At 71.7% G+C, this 19056-nt stretch carries 17 protein-coding genes and 1 pseudogene; 11 read left to right on the top strand and 7 right to left on the bottom strand.

What is annotated here, in order from left to right; translation table 11 throughout:
• Positions 1 to 12 precede the first annotated feature (12 nt).
• From whiA to ACQP2H_RS21150, 6 genes are all read left to right on the top strand, one after another.
• Positions 13 to 993 carry a DNA-binding protein WhiA gene (gene whiA, locus ACQP2H_RS21175; RefSeq protein WP_091237335.1) on the top strand — a complete coding sequence of 327 codons (981 nt, stop codon included), beginning with the start codon at positions 13 to 15 and terminating at the stop codon, positions 991 to 993.
• Between the two features lie 338 nt (positions 994 to 1331).
• The gene (gene gap / locus ACQP2H_RS21170) at positions 1332 to 2336 is read left to right on the top strand and encodes a type I glyceraldehyde-3-phosphate dehydrogenase (RefSeq protein WP_363818352.1); all 1005 of its coding nucleotides are present in this window, start codon (positions 1332 to 1334) and stop codon (positions 2334 to 2336) included.
• On the top strand, positions 2333 to 3532 hold the full coding sequence (locus ACQP2H_RS21165) for a phosphoglycerate kinase (protein ID WP_219463730.1): 1200 nt from the start codon (positions 2333 to 2335) through the stop codon (positions 3530 to 3532). Before gap ends, ACQP2H_RS21165 begins: the two co-directional genes overlap by 4 nt.
• Positions 3532 to 4323, top strand: coding sequence for a triose-phosphate isomerase (gene tpiA, locus ACQP2H_RS21160; protein ID WP_208569200.1), 792 nt, complete (start codon positions 3532 to 3534; stop codon positions 4321 to 4323). Before ACQP2H_RS21165 ends, tpiA begins: the two co-directional genes overlap by 1 nt.
• 95 nt (positions 4324 to 4418) lie before the next feature.
• Positions 4419 to 4679, top strand: coding sequence for a preprotein translocase subunit SecG (gene secG, locus ACQP2H_RS21155; protein WP_204959149.1), 261 nt, complete (start codon positions 4419 to 4421; stop codon positions 4677 to 4679).
• A 124-nt stretch (positions 4680 to 4803) separates the two neighbouring features.
• Entirely contained in the window at positions 4804 to 5148 is a 345-nt protein-coding gene (locus ACQP2H_RS21150) for an RNA polymerase-binding protein RbpA (protein ID WP_208569199.1), read from the top strand.
• Positions 5149 to 5303: 155 nt separating this feature from the next.
• Here the strand turns inward: ACQP2H_RS21150 and pgl are convergent, their stop codons facing one another.
• The 6 genes from pgl to tkt all read right to left on the bottom strand — a co-directional run bounded on the left by pgl (position 5304) and on the right by tkt (position 12520).
• Positions 5304 to 6074 carry a 6-phosphogluconolactonase gene (gene pgl, locus ACQP2H_RS21145; protein ID WP_433228588.1) on the bottom strand — a complete coding sequence of 257 codons (771 nt, stop codon included), beginning with the start codon at positions 6072 to 6074 and terminating at the stop codon, positions 5304 to 5306.
• A gap of 219 nt (positions 6075 to 6293) precedes the next feature.
• Positions 6294 to 7310, bottom strand: coding sequence for a glucose-6-phosphate dehydrogenase assembly protein OpcA (locus ACQP2H_RS21140; RefSeq protein ID WP_219463728.1), 1017 nt, complete (start codon positions 7308 to 7310; stop codon positions 6294 to 6296).
• Positions 7311 to 7341: 31 nt separating this feature from the next.
• Positions 7342 to 8892: a glucose-6-phosphate dehydrogenase gene (gene zwf / locus ACQP2H_RS21135; protein WP_208569265.1), complete on the bottom strand. Its 1551-nt coding sequence runs from the start codon at positions 8890 to 8892 to the stop codon at positions 7342 to 7344.
• A 2-nt stretch (positions 8893 to 8894) separates the two neighbouring features.
• Complete coding sequence (locus ACQP2H_RS21130) at positions 8895 to 9119, bottom strand: hypothetical protein (RefSeq protein WP_208569196.1); 225 nt, start codon at positions 9117 to 9119, stop codon at positions 8895 to 8897.
• 76 nt (positions 9120 to 9195) lie between these two features.
• The gene (gene tal / locus ACQP2H_RS21125; RefSeq protein ID WP_433228586.1) at positions 9196 to 10374 is read right to left on the bottom strand and encodes a transaldolase; all 1179 of its coding nucleotides are present in this window, start codon (positions 10372 to 10374) and stop codon (positions 9196 to 9198) included.
• Between the two features lie 16 nt (positions 10375 to 10390).
• A complete protein-coding gene (tkt, locus tag ACQP2H_RS21120) occupies positions 10391 to 12520 on the bottom strand; it encodes a transketolase (RefSeq protein WP_357536852.1) in 2130 nt (709 codons plus the stop codon).
• A gap of 264 nt (positions 12521 to 12784) precedes the next feature.
• On the opposite strand from tkt, the gene ACQP2H_RS21115 reads away from it, so the two are divergent.
• From ACQP2H_RS21115 to ACQP2H_RS21105, 3 genes are all read left to right on the top strand, one after another.
• Positions 12785 to 13744 (top strand): heme o synthase, encoded by a 960-nt coding sequence (locus ACQP2H_RS21115; RefSeq protein WP_219463724.1) that lies wholly within the window; start codon positions 12785 to 12787, stop codon positions 13742 to 13744.
• 361 nt (positions 13745 to 14105) lie between these two features.
• A complete protein-coding gene (locus ACQP2H_RS21110) occupies positions 14106 to 14438 on the top strand; it encodes a hypothetical protein (RefSeq protein ID WP_208569192.1) in 333 nt (110 codons plus the stop codon).
• Between the two features lie 13 nt (positions 14439 to 14451).
• Entirely contained in the window at positions 14452 to 15384 is a 933-nt protein-coding gene (locus tag ACQP2H_RS21105) for an ATP-grasp domain-containing protein (RefSeq protein ID WP_363818340.1), read from the top strand.
• Positions 15385 to 15670: 286 nt separating this feature from the next.
• Here ACQP2H_RS21105 and ACQP2H_RS21100 read toward each other — a convergent pair whose 3' ends face one another.
• Positions 15671 to 16669, bottom strand: coding sequence for a COX15/CtaA family protein (locus ACQP2H_RS21100; RefSeq protein WP_433228583.1), 999 nt, complete (start codon positions 16667 to 16669; stop codon positions 15671 to 15673).
• A 115-nt stretch (positions 16670 to 16784) separates the two neighbouring features.
• Here ACQP2H_RS21100 and ACQP2H_RS21095 point away from each other — a divergent pair.
• Positions 16785 to 17613 (top strand): annotated as a pseudogene (locus ACQP2H_RS21095) (helix-turn-helix transcriptional regulator).
• Complete coding sequence (gene sufB / locus ACQP2H_RS21090; protein ID WP_208569190.1) at positions 17610 to 19040, top strand: Fe-S cluster assembly protein SufB; 1431 nt, start codon at positions 17610 to 17612, stop codon at positions 19038 to 19040. The pseudogene ACQP2H_RS21095 and the gene sufB overlap by 4 nt, the downstream one beginning before the upstream one ends.
• Positions 19041 to 19056: the final 16 nt, after the last annotated feature.

Below are 19056 nucleotides of genomic sequence, written 5' to 3'. Positions count from 1 at the left end.
AGGGGGCGCACAATGGCGATGACGGCTGCGGTCAAGGACGAGCTGAGCCGGGTCGACGTGCCCAAGCCCTGCTGCCGGCGGGCGGAGATGGCGGCGCTGCTGCGCTTCGCCGGTGGGCTGCACATCGTCTCCGGTCGGGTGGTGGTGGAGGCGGAGCTGGACACCGGGGCGGTGGCCCGCCGGCTACGCCGGGAGATCGCCGAGGTCTACGGCTATCCCAGCGAGATCCACGTGCTCGCCTCGGGTGGGCTGCGCAAGGGCAGCCACTTCATCGTCCGGGTGGTCAAGGACGGCGAGGCGCTGGCCCGGCAGACCGGCCTGCTCGACGTCCGGGGCCGGCCCGTACGCGGCCTGCCGCCGCACGTGGTGGCGGCGAACGTCTGCTGCGCGGTGGCGGCCTGGCGGGGCGCGTTCATGGCGCACGGCTCGTTGACCGAGCCGGGCCGCTCCAGTGCGTTGGAGATCACCTGCCCGGGGCCGGAGTCCGCGTTGGCCCTGGTGGGGGCGGCCCGTCGGATCGGCATCACCGCCAAGAACCGGGAGGTGCGCGGGGTGGACCGGGTGGTGGTCAAGGACGGTGACGCGATCGCCGCGCTACTCACCCGGGTCGGCGCGCACTCCAGCGTGTTGGCCTGGGAGGAGCGTCGGGTACGCCGGGAGGTGCGGGCCACGGCCAACCGGTTGGCGAACTTTGACGACGCCAACCTGCGCCGCTCGGCGCGGGCGGCGGTGGCCGCCGCCGCCCGGGTCACCCGGGCACTGGAGATCCTCGCCGACGACGCGCCGAACCATCTCACCTCGGCCGGTCAGCTGCGGCTGGAGCACCGGCAGGCGTCGCTGGAGGAGTTGGGCGCGCTGGCCGACCCGCCGTTGACCAAGGACGCGATCGCCGGGCGGATCCGCCGGCTGCTGGCGTTGGCCGACAAGCGGGCCCGTGACCTGGGCATCCCGGATACCGAAGCGGCAGTCACGCCGGACATGCTCGTGGTCTGATAGGACGGTGGGCCGCCATCCCGCGGGCGCGTGCGAGGCACGGGCCGGCGGGCGTGACGTGCCCCGGGTCGGGTGGGTGGGGCGTGCCGTGCCGTCGACCCGACGGGGTCACCACCCGCCGCAGCACGGCGGGGCACGCTCGGATAGGGTCGTCAGGTACGGCAAGGGGGCCGGCACAGGCACTCCTCGCCGTGCACGCCGCCTCAGGCGGTCAGGTCCTCCCAGACCGTGGCGGGGTGGCCGAGACGAATCGTCAACGGCCGGCTCACCGGCCGGCGCACACACCTCCGCCGGCCCGTTCTGACGTCGGCGGACCAGAACGCGAGGAGATGGGACCTGTGACCATCCGGGTTGGCATCAACGGCTTCGGCCGCATCGGCCGTAACTTCTTCCGGGCCGTGCTGGCGTCCGGCGCCGACATCGAGGTCGTCGCCGTGAACGACCTGACCGACAACGCGACGCTCGCCCACCTGCTCAAGTACGACAGCATCCTCGGTCGTCTGCCGTACGAGGTCAAGGCCACCGCCGACGAGATCACCGTCGGTGGCAAGACCATCAAGGCGTTCGCCGAGAAGGACCCGTCGAAGCTGGCGTGGGGCGACGCCGGGGCGGACGTCGTCATCGAGTCCACCGGTTTCTTCACCGACGGCACCAAGGCCAAGGCGCACATCGACGGCGGGGCCAAGAAGGTCATCATCTCCGCCCCGGCGAAGAACGAGGACGTCACGGTCGTCATGGGCGTGAACCACGACCAGTACGACCCGGCCAAGCACACCATCATCTCGAACGCGTCGTGCACCACGAACTGCCTGGCCCCGATGGCGAAGGTCCTCCAGGACACCTTCGGCATCGAGAAGGGCCTGATGACCACGATCCACGCGTACACCCAGGACCAGAACCTCCAGGACGCGCCGCACAAGGACCTGCGTCGGGCCCGTGCCGCCGCGCTGAACATCGTCCCCACCTCGACCGGTGCCGCCAAGGCGATCGGGCTGGTGCTGCCGGTGCTCAAGGGCAAGCTGGACGGTTACGCGCTGCGGGTGCCGATCCCGACCGGCTCGGCCACCGACCTGACCGTCGAGGTCGGCCGGGAGACCACCGTGGACGAGGTCAACGCCGCGATCAAGGCCGCCGCGGACGGCCCGCTCAAGGGCATCCTGGTCTACAACGAGGACCCGATCGTCTCGTCCGACATCGTCACCGACCCGGCGTCGTGCATCTTCGACGCGCCGCTGACCAAGGTCATCGGCAACCAGGTCAAGGTCGTCGGCTGGTACGACAACGAGTGGGGCTACTCCAACCGGCTCGTCGACCTGGTCAAGCTGGTGGGTTCCTCGCTGTGAGCATCCGCAACCTCGACGACCTGCTCGCCGAGGGGGTGTCAGGTCGGCGCGTGCTGGTGCGCGCCGACCTGAACGTCCCACTCGACAAGCAGACCGGGGAGATCACCGACGACGGCCGGATCCGGGCCGTCCTGCCCACCCTGGGCGCGCTCGTGCAGGCCGGGGCGAAGGTCGTGGTCTGCTCGCACCTGGGTCGCCCAAAGGGTGCCCCGGACCCGCAGTACAGCCTCCGCCCGGTTGCCGGGCGGCTCGGTGAGCTGCTCGACGCGCCTGTGCACTTCGCCACCGACACCGTCGGCGAGTCCGCCCGCAGCACCGTGGACGCGCTGGCCGACGGCCAGGTGGCCCTGCTGGAGAACCTCCGTTTCAACAAGGGGGAGACCAGCAAGGACGACACCGAGCGGGGGGCCTTCGCCGACCAGCTCGCCGCGTTCGGCGAGGCGTACGTGGACGACGCGTTCGGCGCGGTGCACCGCAAGCACGCCAGCGTCCACGACGTACCGGCCCGGCTGCCGCACGTCGCGGGCCGGCTGGTGCTGCGTGAGGTGGAGGTGCTGTCCCGGCTGGCCGGCGAGCCGGAGCGCCCGTACGTGGTGGTGCTCGGCGGTTCCAAGGTCTCCGACAAGCTGGCCGTGATCGAGGCGCTGCTGCCGAAGGTCGACCGGCTGCTCATCGGCGGCGGGATGTGCTTCACCTTCCTCAAGGCCCAGGGCCACGAGGTGGGCACCTCGCTGTTGGAGCAGGAGATGGTCGAGACCTGCGGCAACCTCCTGGCCCGCGCCGAGGGCAAGATCCTGCTCCCGGTCGACGTGGTGGCGGCCGACGCCTTCGCCCCGGACGCCGCGCACGACACGGTGCCCGCCGACGGCATCCCCAGCCACCGGCTCGGCCTGGACATCGGCCCGGAGACGGTGGCCGGCTTCACCGCCGCCCTGTCGCAGGCTAAGACGGTCTTCTGGAACGGCCCGATGGGCGTGTTCGAGATGCCGGCGTTCGCCAACGGCACCCGGGGTGTCGCCGAGGCGATCACCAAGACCGACGCGTTCACCGTGGTCGGTGGCGGTGACTCGGCGGCGGCCGTACGGGCCCTCGGGCTGGACGAGTCGTCGTTCGGGCACATCTCCACGGGTGGCGGCGCCTCCCTGGAATACCTGGAGGGCAAGACCCTCCCCGGCATCGCGGCCCTGGAGAACTGATGGCGAGCGTCACCCGCCGGCCGCTGATGGCCGGCAACTGGAAGATGAACCTCAACCACCTCGAGGCCAACCTGCTGGTGCAGAAGCTGGCCGCGAGCCTCACCGAGCAGCAGCTCACCGCCGTCGAGACGGTGGTCCTGCCGCCCTTCACCGACCTGCGCACCGTGCAGACCGCGGTGGACGGCGACAAGCTGCTCATCGGCTACGGCGGGCAGGACCTCTCGCCGTACCAGTCCGGCGCGTACACCGGGGACATCTCCGGGGCGATGCTGGCCAAGCTGGGCTGCACCTACGTGGCGGTCGGGCACTCGGAGCGGCGGCAGTACCACTACGAGGACGACGCGATCGTCAACGCGAAGGTGGCCGCCGCGCTGGCCAACGGGCTCACCCCGATCCTCTGCATCGGTGAGGGCCTGGAGATCCGCGAGCAGCTGCGGCACGTGCCGCACTGCTGCGACCAGCTCGACGGCGCCCTGAAGGGGCTCACCGCCGAGCAGGTCACCAAGGTCGTGGTGGCCTACGAGCCGGTCTGGGCGATCGGCACCGGCAAGACGGCCACCCCCGAGGACGCCCAGGAGGTCTGCGGGGAGGTCCGCAAGCGGCTGGTCGAGACCTACGACCAGGGCACCGCGGACCAGGTCCGGATCCTCTACGGCGGCTCGGTGAAGTCGTCCAACGTCGCGTCGATCATGTCCCAGCCGGACGTGGACGGGGCGCTCGTGGGCGGGGCCAGCCTGGACGCCGAGGAGTTCGCGAAGATCTGCCGCTTCCCGGAGCACACGGGTCGCTGATCGCTCGCTATTCTTGACTCCGCCCGTCCACCGGTCGGTGCCGCCGTGCCCGATCTGTCCGGGCGAGGATCGTAACGAGAGGACTGACCCCAGCCATGCCGATCTGGTTCGCATACACGTTGATCGTGTTGCTGGTCATCACGAGCGTTCTGCTCACCATGCTCATTCTGCTGCACCGGGGTAAGGGCGGCGGGCTGTCGAGCATGTTCGGCGGCGGGGTCAGCTCCAGCCTGGCCGGCTCGTCGGTGGCCGAGAAGAACCTGGACCGCTACACCGTCCTGGTGAGCATCGTCTGGTTCGCCTGCATCATCGGGCTCGGCCTCTGGCTCCGGCTCCAGCTCAACAGCGGGTCCTGAGCGACACGATCAGGTCGTACAATCTGCGCGCGGTCCGTCACGGACCGCGCGCAGTTGTGTTTCTCCGCCACCGTCGCCCACCGCCCGCCTCAGGCGGTGGTCCCCTCCGACGACAGGAGCGAGTGTGCCCAGTGGCAACGTCATCCGCGGTTCCCGGATCGGTGGGGCGCCGGAGCGCCCCACCGAACGCTACGAGCCGGCCCCCCGTCGCGCGGTCACCTACTGGTGCCGCAACGACCACGCCACCGAGATCCGGTTGGCGTTGGACGCCGAGGAGCCGGCCGTCTGGGACTGTCCGCGCTGCGGCCTGCCCGCCGGCCAGGACGCCCAGAATCCGCCCGGACGTACCCGTCCCGAGCCCTACAAGACCCACCTGGCGTACGTGAAGGAGCGGCGTACCCCGGAGGAGGGGGAGGCGCTGCTGGCGGAGGCGTTGGCCGCGCTGCGCCGCCGACGCGGTCGGGAGTGACCGCCCCGGCGGTGACGCTGCGACCCCAAGCGACCGCCCCGGCGGTGACACCTCGACCCGGAGCGACCGCCCGGCGGTGACGCCCGCTGCGGCCGGGTGTGACCGCCCCGGCGGTGGGGGCGTGCTGACCCGGCTCGCGGCCGGGCCGCCCGGGCTCAGCGCAGGCTGCGCAGCCGGGCCGGCACGTCGGCCGCCGCCGCCCGGTCGAGCAGCCAGAGGGTACGCGAGACGCCCTGCACCCCGGCGGCGGGCACCTGCTTCGGGCCGGCACCGGCCAAAGCCATCCCCACCGACCGCGCCTTGTCGGGCCCACTGGCGACCAGCCAGACCTCCTCGGCGGTGTTGATCGCCGGCAGGGTGAGGGTGGTCCGCACCGGCGGCGGCTTCGGGCTGCCCCGTACCGCGCTGACCGGTCGGGTGTCGTGGTGCACCGGGTGCTCGGGGAAGACCGACGCCACGTGCCCGTCCTCGCCGACGCCCAGCATCAGCACGTCGAAGTGCGGCAGTGCCGCGTGACCGGGCCGGGCCGCCCGCGCCAACTCCTCGGCGTACGCGGCGGCACCGGCCTCCGGGTCGTCGCCGGTGGGGCCGTCGGTGGCCGGCATCGGGTGCACCCGGGCCGGGTCCAGCGGCACCAGGTCCAGCAGCGCGGCCCGGGCCTGCGTCTCGTTGCGGTCCGGGTCGCCGGCCGGCAGGAAGCGCTCGTCGCCCCACCAGACATCCACCCGGGACCAGTCGACGGCGTCGTGGGCGGGCAGGGTGAGCACCGCCCGGTGCACCGTCGCGGCGATCCGCCCGCCCGTCAACACGATCGACGCCGCACCCCGCTCCGCCTGCGCGTCGAGCAGCTTCACCACCAGCCGGGCCGCCACCGCCTGCGCCAGCAGGTCGGCGTCGGCGTGGACCGCGACACTCGCCTCACTCATCTTGGCCTTCTTTTCCTGACCGCTCGGCGCGGTCCTGCTCGTGGGGGCGGGGACCGGTCGGCCCGCCGGGTGCCGGTGTCACCGGAGGTCTCGTCGTCGTGCGGGCCGCCGGTCGACTCCGGCGACGGGCGGGAGAGGACACCCGCCCACCCGGGAACGGACCCCGGCTGCCCCTAACGGCCGGTGGGCGGCCCCGCAGGACCGCCCACCGGCACATGCTCAGGATGTCGTGCTGGTGTCGGCGTGCGCGCTCACGCCCGCCTCCGCCCGGCGCGCGGTGGCCGGGTCCTTCCAGACGTGCACCCGCTGGGGCGGACGCTGCTCCAGGCCGGACAGGCCGGCCGCCGTGCCCAACGCCTCGGCGTACACCTGGTCGGCGTCGAGCCGGCGCAGCTCCTCGGCCAGCTCGTCACCGAGCGGGCGACGCACCAGCGGCAGCACCCGGTCGTCCTGGCCGGTACGCCGGAACGTCGCCAGGCTGTCGTCCCGGGTCAACGTCAACTCGTCGCCGTTGGCGCAGCGCAGCTGCACCTGACGCATCCTCGGGTGGTCGTCGGTGTGCTGCCACTGCGGTTGGATGCCGAGCCGGGCGGCCAGCCACCCCTGCATCAGCGCCGCCGTCGGGTCCCGGCGGGGTGCCACCACCGTCGCCTCGGTGACCCGCGCCTCGGTGGTGTCGAACGCCCCGGCGACCAGGGTGCGCCACGGGGTGATCCGGGTCCACGCCAGGTCGGTGTCGCCGGGGGCGTAGTCCCGGGCCCGTTCCCGCAGCGCCTCGACCGGGTCGACGGCCTGCGCGCAGTCGGTGATCCGCCGGTCGGCGACCACCCCGAGGAAGTCGGTGGCGATCTCCGCCGGTGGTTCGCCGTGCCACCAGGTGACCACCGGTACGTCCGGCACCAGCAGCGGCATCACCACCGACTCGGCGTGCAGGGCCAGCCGGCCGTACATCCGGGTCACCACCGCCTCGCACGGGCCCAGCCGGCCGCCGACCACGATCTCGGCGTCCAACCGGTTGCGTTCCCGCTCCACGTCGGCGCGTACGACGACGAGCAGCCGGCACGGGTGGGCGGCGGCGGCGATGGTGGCCGCCGCCTCGGCTTCCCGGACCCGCTTCTCGTCGACCACGACGATCAGGGTGAGCGCCATCCCGCTGGCCACCCCGCCCGCGCTGCGCCGCTCGGCGGCGAGCGCCTTGACCACCTCGTTGCCGGTGGTGTCCCACAGCCCGATCAATGGAGCCTCCTGGTTCGCTCGCTCTGCTCGCTCACGCTCTCCGCCAAGCCCGGCCCTCGCGGGCCAGCATCTCGTCGGCGGCCCGGGGACCCCACTCGCCGGACCGGTAGGGCTCCGGCTTGGTGCCCTCCCAGGCGTGCTCCAGCGGGTCCACCACCGCCCAGCTCTGCTCCACCTCGGAGGCGTCGGGGAAGAGTGTCCGGTCGCCGATCAGCACGTCCAGCACGAGCCGCTCGTACGCCTCGGGGCTGGACTCGGTGAACGCCTCGCCGTACTGGAAGTCCATCGCGATGTCGCGGACCTCCATGGTGGTGCCGGGCACCTTCGAGCCGAACTTGAGCACCACGCCCTCGTCCGGCTGCACCCGGATGACCAGCTGGTTGTTGCCCAGCGACTCCATGTCGGCCGTGTTGAACGGCAGGTGCGGGGCCTTCTTGAACATGATGGCCACCTCGGTGACCCGCCGGGGCAGCCGCTTGCCGGCCCGGATGTAGAACGGCACCCCGGCCCAGCGGCGGTTCTGGATGCCCAACTCGACGGCGACGTACGTCTCGGTGGTCGAGTGCGCCGGGACGCCCTCCTCGTCGAGGTAGCCGACGGCCCGTTCGCCACCCACCCAACCGGGCAGGTACTGACCGCGCACGGTGCCCCGGGACACGTCCTTCGGCAGGGTGATCGCCTTGAGCACCTTGAGCTTCTCGGCCCGGATCTCGTCGGCGTCGAAGCTGGTGGGCTCCTCCATGGCGACCAGGGCGAGCAGCTGGAGCAGGTGGTTCTGGAGCACGTCGCGGGCGGTGCCGACCGAGTCGTAGAAGCCGGCCCGGGTGCCGATGCCGACGTCCTCGGCCATGGTGATCTGCACCGAGTCGACGTACTTGGAGTTCCACAGCGGCTCGAACAGGTTGTTGGCGAACCGCAGGGCGAGGATGTTCTGGACCGTCTCCTTGCCCAGGTAGTGGTCGATCCGGAAGACGTCCTGCCGGGTGAACACGTCGTCGACCAGGTCGTTGAGTTCCTTGGCCGAGGGCAGGTCGTTGCCGAACGGCTTCTCCACCACCACCCGCCGCCAGCCGCCGCACTTGTCGTTGTCGGCCATGCCGGTGCGGGCCAGCTGCTTGAGCACCACCGGGAAGGCCGTCGGGGGGATGGAGAAGTAGAACGCGGCGTTGCCGTGGATGCCGTGGCTGTCGCGCAGCTGGTTCAGCGTCGAGGCGAGCTTGTCGAAGGCGGCGTCGTCGTCGAACGAGCCACCGACGAACTTGATGTTGCCGGCCAGCCGGCCCCACACCTCCTCCCGCCACGGTGTCCGGGCGTGCTTCTTCGCCGACTCGTGGGCCAGTGCCTCGAAGTCGCCGTCGCCCCAGTCCCGGCGGGCGAAGCCCAGCACCACGAAACCGGGCGGCAGCAGCCCCCGGTTGGCCAGGTCGTAAACCGCCGGCAGCAGCTTCTTGCGCGCCAGGTCACCGGTCACCCCGAAGATCACCAGGGCGCACGGCTCCGGGATCCGGGGGAGCCTTCGGTCCTGCGCGTCGCGCAGCGGATTCACGCCGTCTCCTCGCTCCGTCTGGTCCATGTCGTCCATCGTCACGCCCGCCATTGTCCGATCGCGTCCAGCCGGGCCGGTGCGGCCGGCCTGTCGGCCGGGGGCCGGCGCAGCATCGGCCGGCCCCGGTCGGATGGTGCCACCGGGATGCCCCGCGCGTACAGGGCAGCCGGTACGGCGGCGGGCGCGGTCGTCGCGACCGCGTCCGCCCCGTTCACCGCGCGACCGGCGGCGGCATCGGCCGCGCCGGTCGACAGGTCACTCACGTCGCCACCGGTGCTGCGGTGACGACGGCGTGGCACGTCGCGGGGCCGGGCCCCGCGACGCCGGCGACGCCGTCGGTCACGCGTTGCCCCCGGCCCGCTGGGCCGCCTCGGCGTTGCCCTTGGCGGCCTCGTTCGGCGTGCCGGTGCCCTGCGCCGCCGCGCTCAGCGACTTGCGGACACCTTCGAGCAGCTCACCCCAGCTGGCCTCGAACTTCTCCACGCCCTCCCGTTCCAGGGTGGCGATCACGTCGGCCATGTCGACGCCGACGGCGGCCAGGTCGGCGAAGACCTTCCGGGCGGCCTCGTATGCGCCGGTGATGGTGTCGCCCCGGGTCTCCCCGTGCTCGGCGTACGCCGTCACGACCGACTCGGGCATGGTGTTGACGGTGCCCGGCGCGATCAGCTCCTCGACGTAGATCACGTCGCGGTAGTCCGGGTTCTTGGTCGAGGTCGACGCCCACAGCGGGCGCTGCGGGTGGGCGCCCGCATCGGCCAGGGCCTGCCACCGGTCGGAGGAGAAGACCTCGGTGTAGCGCTCGTAGGCGAGCTGGGCGTTGGCGACGGCGGCCTTGCCGCGCAGCGCCTTGGCCTCCCCGGAGCCGATCTTGTCGAGCTGCTTGTCGATCTCGGAGTCGACCCGGGAGACGAAGAACGAGGCCACCGAGCCGATGCCGGACAGGTCGTGGCCGTTGGCCTTGGCCTGCTCCAGGCCGGTGAGGAACGCCTCCATCACCGCGGAGTAGCGGTCCAGCCCGAAGATCAGCGTCACGTTGACGCTGATCCCCTCGGCCAGGGTGGCGGTGATCGCCGCCAGCCCCGCCTCGGTCGCCGGGATCTTGATGAACAGGTTCGGCCGGTCCACCAGCCACCACAGCGCCTTGGCCTCGGCGACCGTCTTGTCGGTGTCGTGGGCGACCCGGGGGTCGACCTCGATGGAGACCCGCCCGTCGACGCCGTCGCTGCCGTCGTACGACGGGCGCATCACGTCGCACGCCCAGCGCACGTCGTAGGTGGTGAGCATCCGGACGGCCTCTTCGACCTCGATGCCCCGGGTGGCGAGGTCCTTGAGCTGCCAGTTGTACTCGTCGGCGTCGCTCAACGCCTTGGCGAAGATCGTCGGGTTGGTGGTCACCCCGGCCACGTGCTTCTCGCGGCGGAGCTGGTCCAGCCCGCCGGAGCTCAGTCGTACCCGGGAAAGGTCGTCGAGCCAGACCGCCACTCCGGCGGCGCTCAGTTCCTTCAGTCGGTCCGTCATGCCGTGCACGCTCCCCTCAACTGCCGGTCGTGAAACCGGTGATGTCGCCCACCCGCGCCAGCGACGCGTGTGCCGCCGCGACGATCCGGTCGGGGGTGAACCCGAACTGCTCGAACAGCACCGTGTGCGGCGCGCTTGCTCCGTAGTGCTCCAGGCTGACGCTCTCGCCCAGGTCACCGACGACACCCCGCCAGGACATCCCGATCCCGGCCTCCACGCTCACCCGGGCCTTGACCCCGCGCGGCAGCACCGACTCCCGGTACGCCTCGTCCTGCTCGTAGAACCACTCCTGGCAGGGCATCGACACCACTCGGGTCGGGGTGCCGTCGGCCTCCAGCCGCTCCCGGGCGGTGAGGCAGAGCTGCACCTCGGAGCCGGTGCCCACGATGATCACCTGCGGCTTGCCGGTGGACGCCTCGGCCAGCACGTACCCGCCCTTGGCGGTGCCCTCGGCGCCGGCGTACTGCTCCCGGTCCAGGGTCGGCAGCGGCTGCCGGCTCAGCGCCAGCGCGGTCGGCCGGTCGGTGTGCTCCAGCGCCTGCCGCCAGGCCCAGGCGGTCTCGTTGGCGTCGGCCGGGCGGACCACGTCCAGGCCCGGGATGGCGCGCAGTGCGGTCAGGTGCTCCACCGGCTGGTGGGTCGGCCCGTCCTCGCCGAGGCCGATCGAGTCGTGCGTCCAGACGTACGTCACCGGCAGCTTCATCAGGGCGGCGAGCCGCACCGACGGGCGCATGTAGTCGCTGAAGACCAGGAAGGTGCCGCCGTACGGGCGGGTGCCGCCGTGCAGCGCGATGCCGTTGAGGATCGCGCCCATGGCGTGCTCACGGATGCCGAAGTGCAGCGTGCGGCCGTACTCGTGGCCGGGGAAGTCCTTGGTGGCGTGGGCGGCCGGGATGAACGACGGCTCGCCCTTCATGGTGGTGTTGTTGCTCTCCGCCAGGTCGGCCGAGCCGCCCCACAGCTCCGGCAGCACCGGGGCGAGCGCCTCCAGCACCTTGCCGGACGCGGCCCGGGTGGCCACGCCCTTGGCGTCGGCGGGGAAGGTCGGCAGCGCGTCCGTCCAGCCCTGCGGCAGCACCCGGCCGGCGATCCGGTCGTAGAGCGCCCTGCGCTCCGGGTTGGCCTGCGCCCAGCCGTCGAACTCGCCGGTCCACGCCTGCTCGGCCTCGGTGCCCCGGGTCAGCACCCCACGGGCGTGGGCGAGCACGTCCTCGTCGACCTGGAAGCTCTGCTGCGGGTCGAAACCGAGGATCTCCTTGGTGGCCTTCACCTCGTCGGCGCCGAGCGCCGAACCGTGGATCTTGCCGGTGTTCTTCTTGTTGGGCGCGGGCCAGCCGATGATGGTGCGCAGCGCGATGAACGAGGGACGGCCGGTCTCGGCCTTCGCCGCCAGCAGCGCCTGGTAGAGCGCCTCGACGTCCTCGTGGTAGTCGCCCTGGTCGGCGTCGCCGGCCCGCCAGTCGACGGTCTGCACGTGCCAGCCGTACGCCGCGTAGCGCGCCGCCACGTCCTCGCTCTTGGCGATGCGGGTGTCGTCCTCGATGGAGATCTCGTTGTCGTCGTAGATCAGCGTGAGGTTGCCCAGCTGCTGGTGCCCGGCCAGCGCGCTCGCCTCGTGGCTGATGCCCTCCTCGATGTCGCCGTCGGAGGCGATGCACCAGATCTGGTGGTCGAAGACGGACTGCCCCGGCTCGCTCTCCGGGTCGAACAGGCCACGCTCGCGGCGGGCCGCCATCGCCATCCCGACCGCGTTGCCCAGGCCCTGCCCGAGCGGGCCGGTGGTGGTCTCGACACCGGGGGTGTGCCCGTGCTCCGGGTGACCCGGGGTGAGCGAGCCCCACTGCCGCAGCGACTTCAGGTCGTCCAGGCTCAGCGGGTAGCCGGACAGGAAGAGCTGGATGTAGAGCGTGAGGCTGGAGTGCCCGGCGGACAGCACGAACCGGTCCCGGCCGGGCCAGTTCGGGTCGGCCGGATTGTGCCGCATCACCCGGTTGAACAGCAGGTACGCCGCGGGCGCGAGGCTCATCGCGGTGCCGGGGTGGCCGTTGCCGGATTTCTCCACGGCATCCATGGCCAGGACGCGGACGGTGTCGACGGCCCGGCGGTCGAGGTCGGTCCAGTTGAGTGCGGGTCGGTTGGCAGCCACTATGGTTGTGCTCCTCGGCAGATGGGCGGAACCCTCAGTGGTGACCCTATCGAGCGGGTCTAAACGTCCGCCCGGGGATCTCAGCAGGCAGTTACGTATGGGCGGGCCGGATCGTTCGGTCACCCGTCAGGTGTGACGGCCCGCACCGTTGTCGGGTCGCCCGGGCAGCGAAAACGACGACGCGTAGTGTGTGGTGCGGTGTGTGGGCCCCGACGGGGCCCCGCCGAACCGACTTCCCCTGCCGATGCCGGAAGGTGGCAATCCGTGAGCATGATCACCGAGCGCCCCGTCAGCAACCCTGCCGGGCAGCCGCCGGTGCGCACGGTGGCCGGGGAGCCGGCGTCCCGGCGGCGGGACGTGCGCGCGGTGCTGTCGGCGTACGTGACGCTGACCAAGCCGCGCATCGTGGAGCTGCTGCTGGTGACCACGGTGCCGGCGATGATGCTCGCCGACGGTGGCCTGCCGTCGCTGTGGCTGATGGCGGTGGTGCTGGTCGGTGGTTCGCTCGCCGCCGGTGCGGCGAGCGTGCTCAACTGCTACATCGACCGGGACATCGACCAGTTGATGCGCCGGACCAAGCGGCGTCCCCTGCCGGCGCACACCGTCTCGCCCCGCAGCGCCCTGGTCTTCGGGCTGGTGCTGGCGGCGGTGTCGGTCGCCCTGATGGCGACGTTCACCAACCTGCTGGCCGCGGCGTTGACGTTGGCCGCGATCGCCTACTACGACCTGGTCTACACCCTCTGGCTCAAGCGCACCACGACGGCGAACACGTTCTGGGGCGGGGCGTGCGGGGCGGCGCCGGTGCTGATCGGCTGGGCTGCGGTGACCGGGTCGTTGGCACCTGCGGCCTGGGTGCTGTTCGCGGTGGTCTTCTTCTGGCAGATGCCGCACTTCTACCCGCTGGCGATGAAATACAAGGACGACTATGCCCGCGCCGGCATCCCGATGCTGCCCGTGGTGGCTTCGGCCCGGCGGGTCAACGCCGAGATCCTGATCTTCGCCTGGTTGACCGTGGCGACCTCGCTGGCGCTGTGGCCGCTGGGCATGAGCGCGATCTACGGGGTGCCGACCGCCCTGGTGGGTGCGGTCTTCCTGGTCGAGGCGCACAAGCTCTGCCGGCGGGTGACCCGGGGCGAGCCGGTCAAGCCGATGCGCCTGTTCCACTGGTCGACCACCTACCTGACCATCGTCTTCGCCGCGGTGGCCCTCGACGCGCTGCTCTGACGCGGCACAGGAGCGTCTGGCAGTGGGCCCCGGCTGAGGACGGCACGGTCCTGCGCGGGGTGGACGTCTACCGGGTACGCGACGGCCGCATCGCCGCCAAGGACGTCTACGGCAAGCTCACCGTCGATGTCGAGCGGCCACGTTGATCCGCTCCCGTCGACCGGACAGCCCACGGACGCCGGCGGACTGCACTGTCTGCATCTGGACAGATTATGGCGATCCAGGCGAGTCGTTACGCCCGTATTTATCCGACATGCCTGGTCAATCGGCCCAGCGGTTCCGATAAACCCTCGGGTAATTGGTATCACAAATAGTTCATGATTCTCGCGCGTAGGGGTGCAAGTCTGCTTAGGCTTCGCGCATGGCAGAAGGTTCCGATACGACGCTGACGGCTGAACAGACCGCCGAGCCGGCCCCCACCGGGCTGGTCTCGGGCATCAAGTCCTTCGCCGCCGGACACGGCGGCGCGAAGGCGGTCATCGAGTACGTCGGCAAGCGTGGCGCGCGGATCGTCCTGGTCGGCGCTGACGGTGCGTGGGGCGACCAGTTCGCCGAGGACACCGTGACCGCCCGGGAGGCGTGCGCGCAGGCGGGGGTCACCGTCGAGAACGCCTGGGAGCGTGAGCTGATGGACCAGATGCGGCCGAGCAACGACCTGTGGCGGTCGATGGCCCGACGCACGATGGCCCGCTGACCCGGTCGGCCCGTTGACCGACGACACCGTGACCCACCACCAGTCGACCCGGGGGAAACCCCGGGTCGCTCTCGTCACCTGCGCCCGCTTCGCCGATCTCTACCCCGACGACCGGCTCGTGCTCGCCCCGCTGGCGGCACGGGACGTCACCGTCGAGGCCGCCGTCTGGGACGACCCCCGGGTCGACTGGGGGAGCTACGACCTGGTCGTGCTCCGTTCGCCCTGGGACTACGCCCCACGCCGCGACGAGTTCGTCACCTGGGCCCGTACGGTGCCGACCCTGGCCAACCCTGCCGACGTGGTCGAGTGGAACACCGACAAGCGCTACCTCGGTGAGCTCGCCGCAGCCGGGGTGCCCACCGTGCCGACCTCCTGGGTCGCGCCGGGTGACGCCTGGGTCCCGCCTCCACCGCCCGGCGAGTACGTGGTCAAGCCGACGGTCAGCGCCGGCAGCCAGGACGCCGGCCGGTACGACGCGGCCGACCCGGGACACGGGGACCTGGCCGTCGCACACCTCCGTCGGTTGTCGTCGGCCGGCCGGGTCGCCATGGTCCAGCCCTACCTGGACGCGGTGGACACCGCCGGTGAGACCGCCCTGCTCTTCGTGGCCGGCCCGGACGGCCTGACGTTCAGCCACGCCATCCGCAAGGGCGCCATGCTCGACGGCCCCGACCTGGGCGTCGAGGGGCTCTTCCGGCCGGAGGAGATCAGCCCGCGCAACCCCACCGACGCCCAGTTGGCCGTCGCCGCGCGGGTGCTGGCGGAGGTCCCGGGCGGCCCGCAGCGGCTGCTCTACGCCCGGGTGGACCTGCTTCCCGGCCCGGACGGCGAACCCGTGCTGATCGAGCTGGAGCTGACCGAGCCCTCGCTGTTCCTCGGTCACGCCGACGGTGCGCCCGAGCGCCTCGCCGACGCGGTGCTCACCCACCTCACCCGCCGCAGCTGACCTCCCCCACCCGCCCCGCCCCGCGCCCACCCGCCCCGCGCCACCCAGCCCCGCGCCCGCCCGCCCGCGCCGTCGGGCCGGATGCGGCCGGCTACTTCCAGGTTGTAGTGGCCTTCTTCGGCGGTGAGGCCACTACGACCTGGTTCGAGTGCGATCTCGGCACCAGGACCGGCGAGTGTGGCAGGGCCCGCGAGTGTGGCAGGGCCCGCGAGTGGGGCAGGGCCCGCGAGTGGGGCAGGGCCCGCGAGTGCACCAGGACCGCGAGTGCGGCAGGGGCCGCAGGCGGTCAGACGGTGGCGGGCAACCGGTCCTCGGTCAGGGGTCGTGCGGGACCGGCCGGCAGCGGGTCGGCCGTGGCCGGACGGCGCTGCCGGGTCGACCAGAGCATCGCCAGGGTGGCCAGCAGCACCAGGCAGGAGCCGAGCATGTGCGCGGCGACCAGCACGCCCGGCAGGTGGGTGAAGTACTGCACGAAACCGATCAGGCCCTGCCCCAGTTCCACCGCGACCAGCACCAGGGCGGCGCGGGCCGGGCCGGCCGCGCCGACCGCCCGCAACGCCAGGACCAGCGCGACGGAGAGCCCGATCAGCAGGAACACCCCGTCGGCGTGCACCTGGGAGATCGTCTCGGGGTCCAGCCCGTTGCGGGCCGCCCCGTGGTCGCCGGCGTGCGGGCCGCTGCCGGTCACCCAGGTCCCGACGACCAGCACCGCGACGCTGACGGCGGTGGTGAGCCGGGCGAGGGTACGCAGCGGCCGGGGCACCACCGGCTCCGCCGGCCCGTCGGGGTCGACGATCCGCCGCCAGAGGGCGTACGCGGCGGCGATGACCGCCATCGAGGCGAGGAAGTGCAGTCCGACCACCCACGGGTTGAGGTTGGTCAGCACGGTGATCCCGCCGATCACGGCCTGCGCGGGGATGCCGAGGAACACCGCCACCGCCAACCCGGTCAGCCCGGGGCGTCGGGGCCGCTGGGCCAGCACGGCCAGCAGGGTGGCCAGCGCGATCGCCCCGACGGCGAAGGTGAGCAGCCGGTTGCCGAACTCGATCACCCCGTGCACGCCCATCTCGGTGGTGGTGGTGTACGACGCGTCGGTGCACCGGGGCCAGGTCGGGCAGCCGAGCCCCGACGCGGTGAGCCGGACGGCCCCGCCGGTCACCACGATGGCCACGTTTGCCACGATCGAGGCGTACGCGAGGCGGCGCAGCAGGGTGGTCGAGACCGGGTGGCGGTCGAGCAGGCGGGCCAGCGCGGCGGGGACCGGGAACCGGACGGATCGCTTCACGCCGCGAATCCTACGCACCGTAGTTGATCCCGATCGGGTGACTCCGGCACCCCGGTGGGCGGAATCACCGGGATCGGGTTTGCGAGCGCCCGCCGAATTACGTAACGTTGGCGTTGTGAAAAACATGGCGGCGCTCTCCGGGCACCCGCCGACGACCGGGTCGGTCGTCGGCGTCGGAGCGCGGTCCCGTCGTGCCGGGCGACCCGGCGGGCCGGGTGCCGGTCACCCCGCCCCGGTGGAGTCGACCCCGGCCGCCCCCACCGATCTTTCCACCCGGGACCGGGTGACCCAGCTCCTGCTGGAGCAGGGGGCGACCACCGCCGGCCAGCTCGGCTCGGCGCTCGGCCTCAGTCCCGCCGCGATCCGCCGACACCTCGACGCGATGCTCGCCGACGGTGACGTGGTGGCCCGTGAGCAGACCGTGCGGGGCAGTCGGGGCCGGGGCCGACCGGCGAAGGTCTTCCTGCTCACCGACGCGGCCCGGGTGCGCTGCGGCACCCACCACTACGACAACATGGCCACCGCGGCGTTGCGCTGGATCGCCCGCAGCGGCGGCTCCGACGCGGTCGAGGCTTTCGCCGCCGACCAGGTCGCCGCGCTGGAGGCCCGCTGCCGGGCCGCCATGGAGGATGCCGGCGACGATCCGCTCGCCCGGTCCGAGGCACTCGCAGGGGCGCTCACCGCCGAGGGCTACGCTGCCAACGCGTCCACGATCGCCTCCGGCGGGCAGCTCTGCCAGCACCACTGCCCGGTGGCGCACGTGGCCGCCGAGTTTCCCCAGCTGTGCGAGGCCGAGACGGCGGTCATCTCCCGTCTGGTCGGCACCCACGTGCAGCGCCTGGCCACCATCGCGCATGGCGACGGGGTGTGCACCACGCACATTCCGGCCCAGCTGCGCGCCCCAGTCCGGTAACACCGTCACCACTGTGAGGACAGATAGATGACCGAGCAGATCGTCCAGCCCCTGACCCAGGAAGAGCAGCTCGCCGCCCTCGGTCGCTACGAGTACGGCTGGTCCGACTCCGACGTCGCCGGGGCGGCCGCGCAGCGCGGCATCAACGAAGCGGTGGTGCGGGACATCTCGGCGAAGAAGAACGAGCCGGCCTGGATGCTCGACCTGCGGCTCAAGGGCCTGCGGCTGTTCGGCCGCAAGCCGATGCCGTCCTGGGGTGCCGACCTCACCGGGATCGACTTCGACAACATCAAGTACTTCGTGCGGTCCACCGAGAAGCAGGCCACCAGCTGGGAGGACCTGCCGGAGGACATCAAGAACACCTACGACCGGCTGGGCATCCCCGAGGCGGAGAAGCAGCGGCTGGTCGCCGGGGTCGCGGCGCAGTACGAGTCCGAGGTGGTCTACCACAAGATCCGCGAGGACCTGGAGGAGCAGGGTGTCCTCTTCCTGGACACCGACACCGCCCTCAAGGAGCACGAGGACGTCTTCAAGGAGTACTTCGGCACGGTGATCCCGGTCGGCGACAACAAGTTCGCCGCGCTGAACACCTCCGTGTGGTCCGGTGGCTCGTTCATCTACGTGCCGAAGGGCGTGCACGTGGAGATCCCGCTCCAGGCGTACTTCCGGATCAACACCGAGAACATGGGCCAGTTCGAGCGGACGCTGATCATCGTCGACGAGGGCGCGTACGTGCACTACGTCGAGGGTTGCACCGCGCCGCTCTACTCGTCCGACTCGCTGCACAGCGCGGTCGTCGAGATCATCGTCAAGAAGAACGCGCGCTGCCGCTACACGACCATCCAGAACTGGTCGAACAACGTCTACAACCTGGTCACCAAGCGGGCCGTCTGCCACGAGGGCGCGACCATGGAGTGGGTCGACGGCAACATCGGCTCCAAGGTCACCATGAAGTACCCGGCGGTCTACATGACCGGCGAGCACGCCAAGGGCGAGGTGCTCTCGGTGGCGATGGCCGGCGAGGGTCAGCACCAGGACGCCGGGGCCAAGATGGTGCACGCCGCGCCGCACACCAGCAGCACCATCGTGTCGAAGTCGATCGCCCGGGGCGGCGGCCGTACCTCGTACCGGGGCCTGGTGCAGGTGCTGGAGGGCTCGCACCACAGCCGCAGCACGGTCAAGTGCGACGCGCTGCTGGTCGACACCATCTCCCGCTCGGACACCTACCCCTACGTCGACATCCGCGAGGACGACGTGTCGATGGGGCACGAGGCGACCGTCTCCAAGATCAGCGACGACCAGCTCTTCTACCTGATGAGCCGGGGCCTGAGCGAGGACGAGGCGATGGCGATGATCGTGCGGGGCTTCATCGAGCCGATCGCCAAGGAACTCCCGATGGAGTACGCCCTGGAGCTCAACCGCCTGATCGAACTCCAGATGGAGGGCGCGGTCGGCTGACGCCGCCCACCCTCCG

It is taken from the genome of Micromonospora sp. CA-248260, assembly GCF_050942205.1.
Taxonomy (GTDB): Bacteria; Actinomycetota; Actinomycetes; order Mycobacteriales; family Micromonosporaceae; genus Micromonospora; species Micromonospora antibiotica.
Note: the sequence above shows the minus strand (reverse complement) of the source record. Positions and strands in the feature narration are given on the sequence as shown.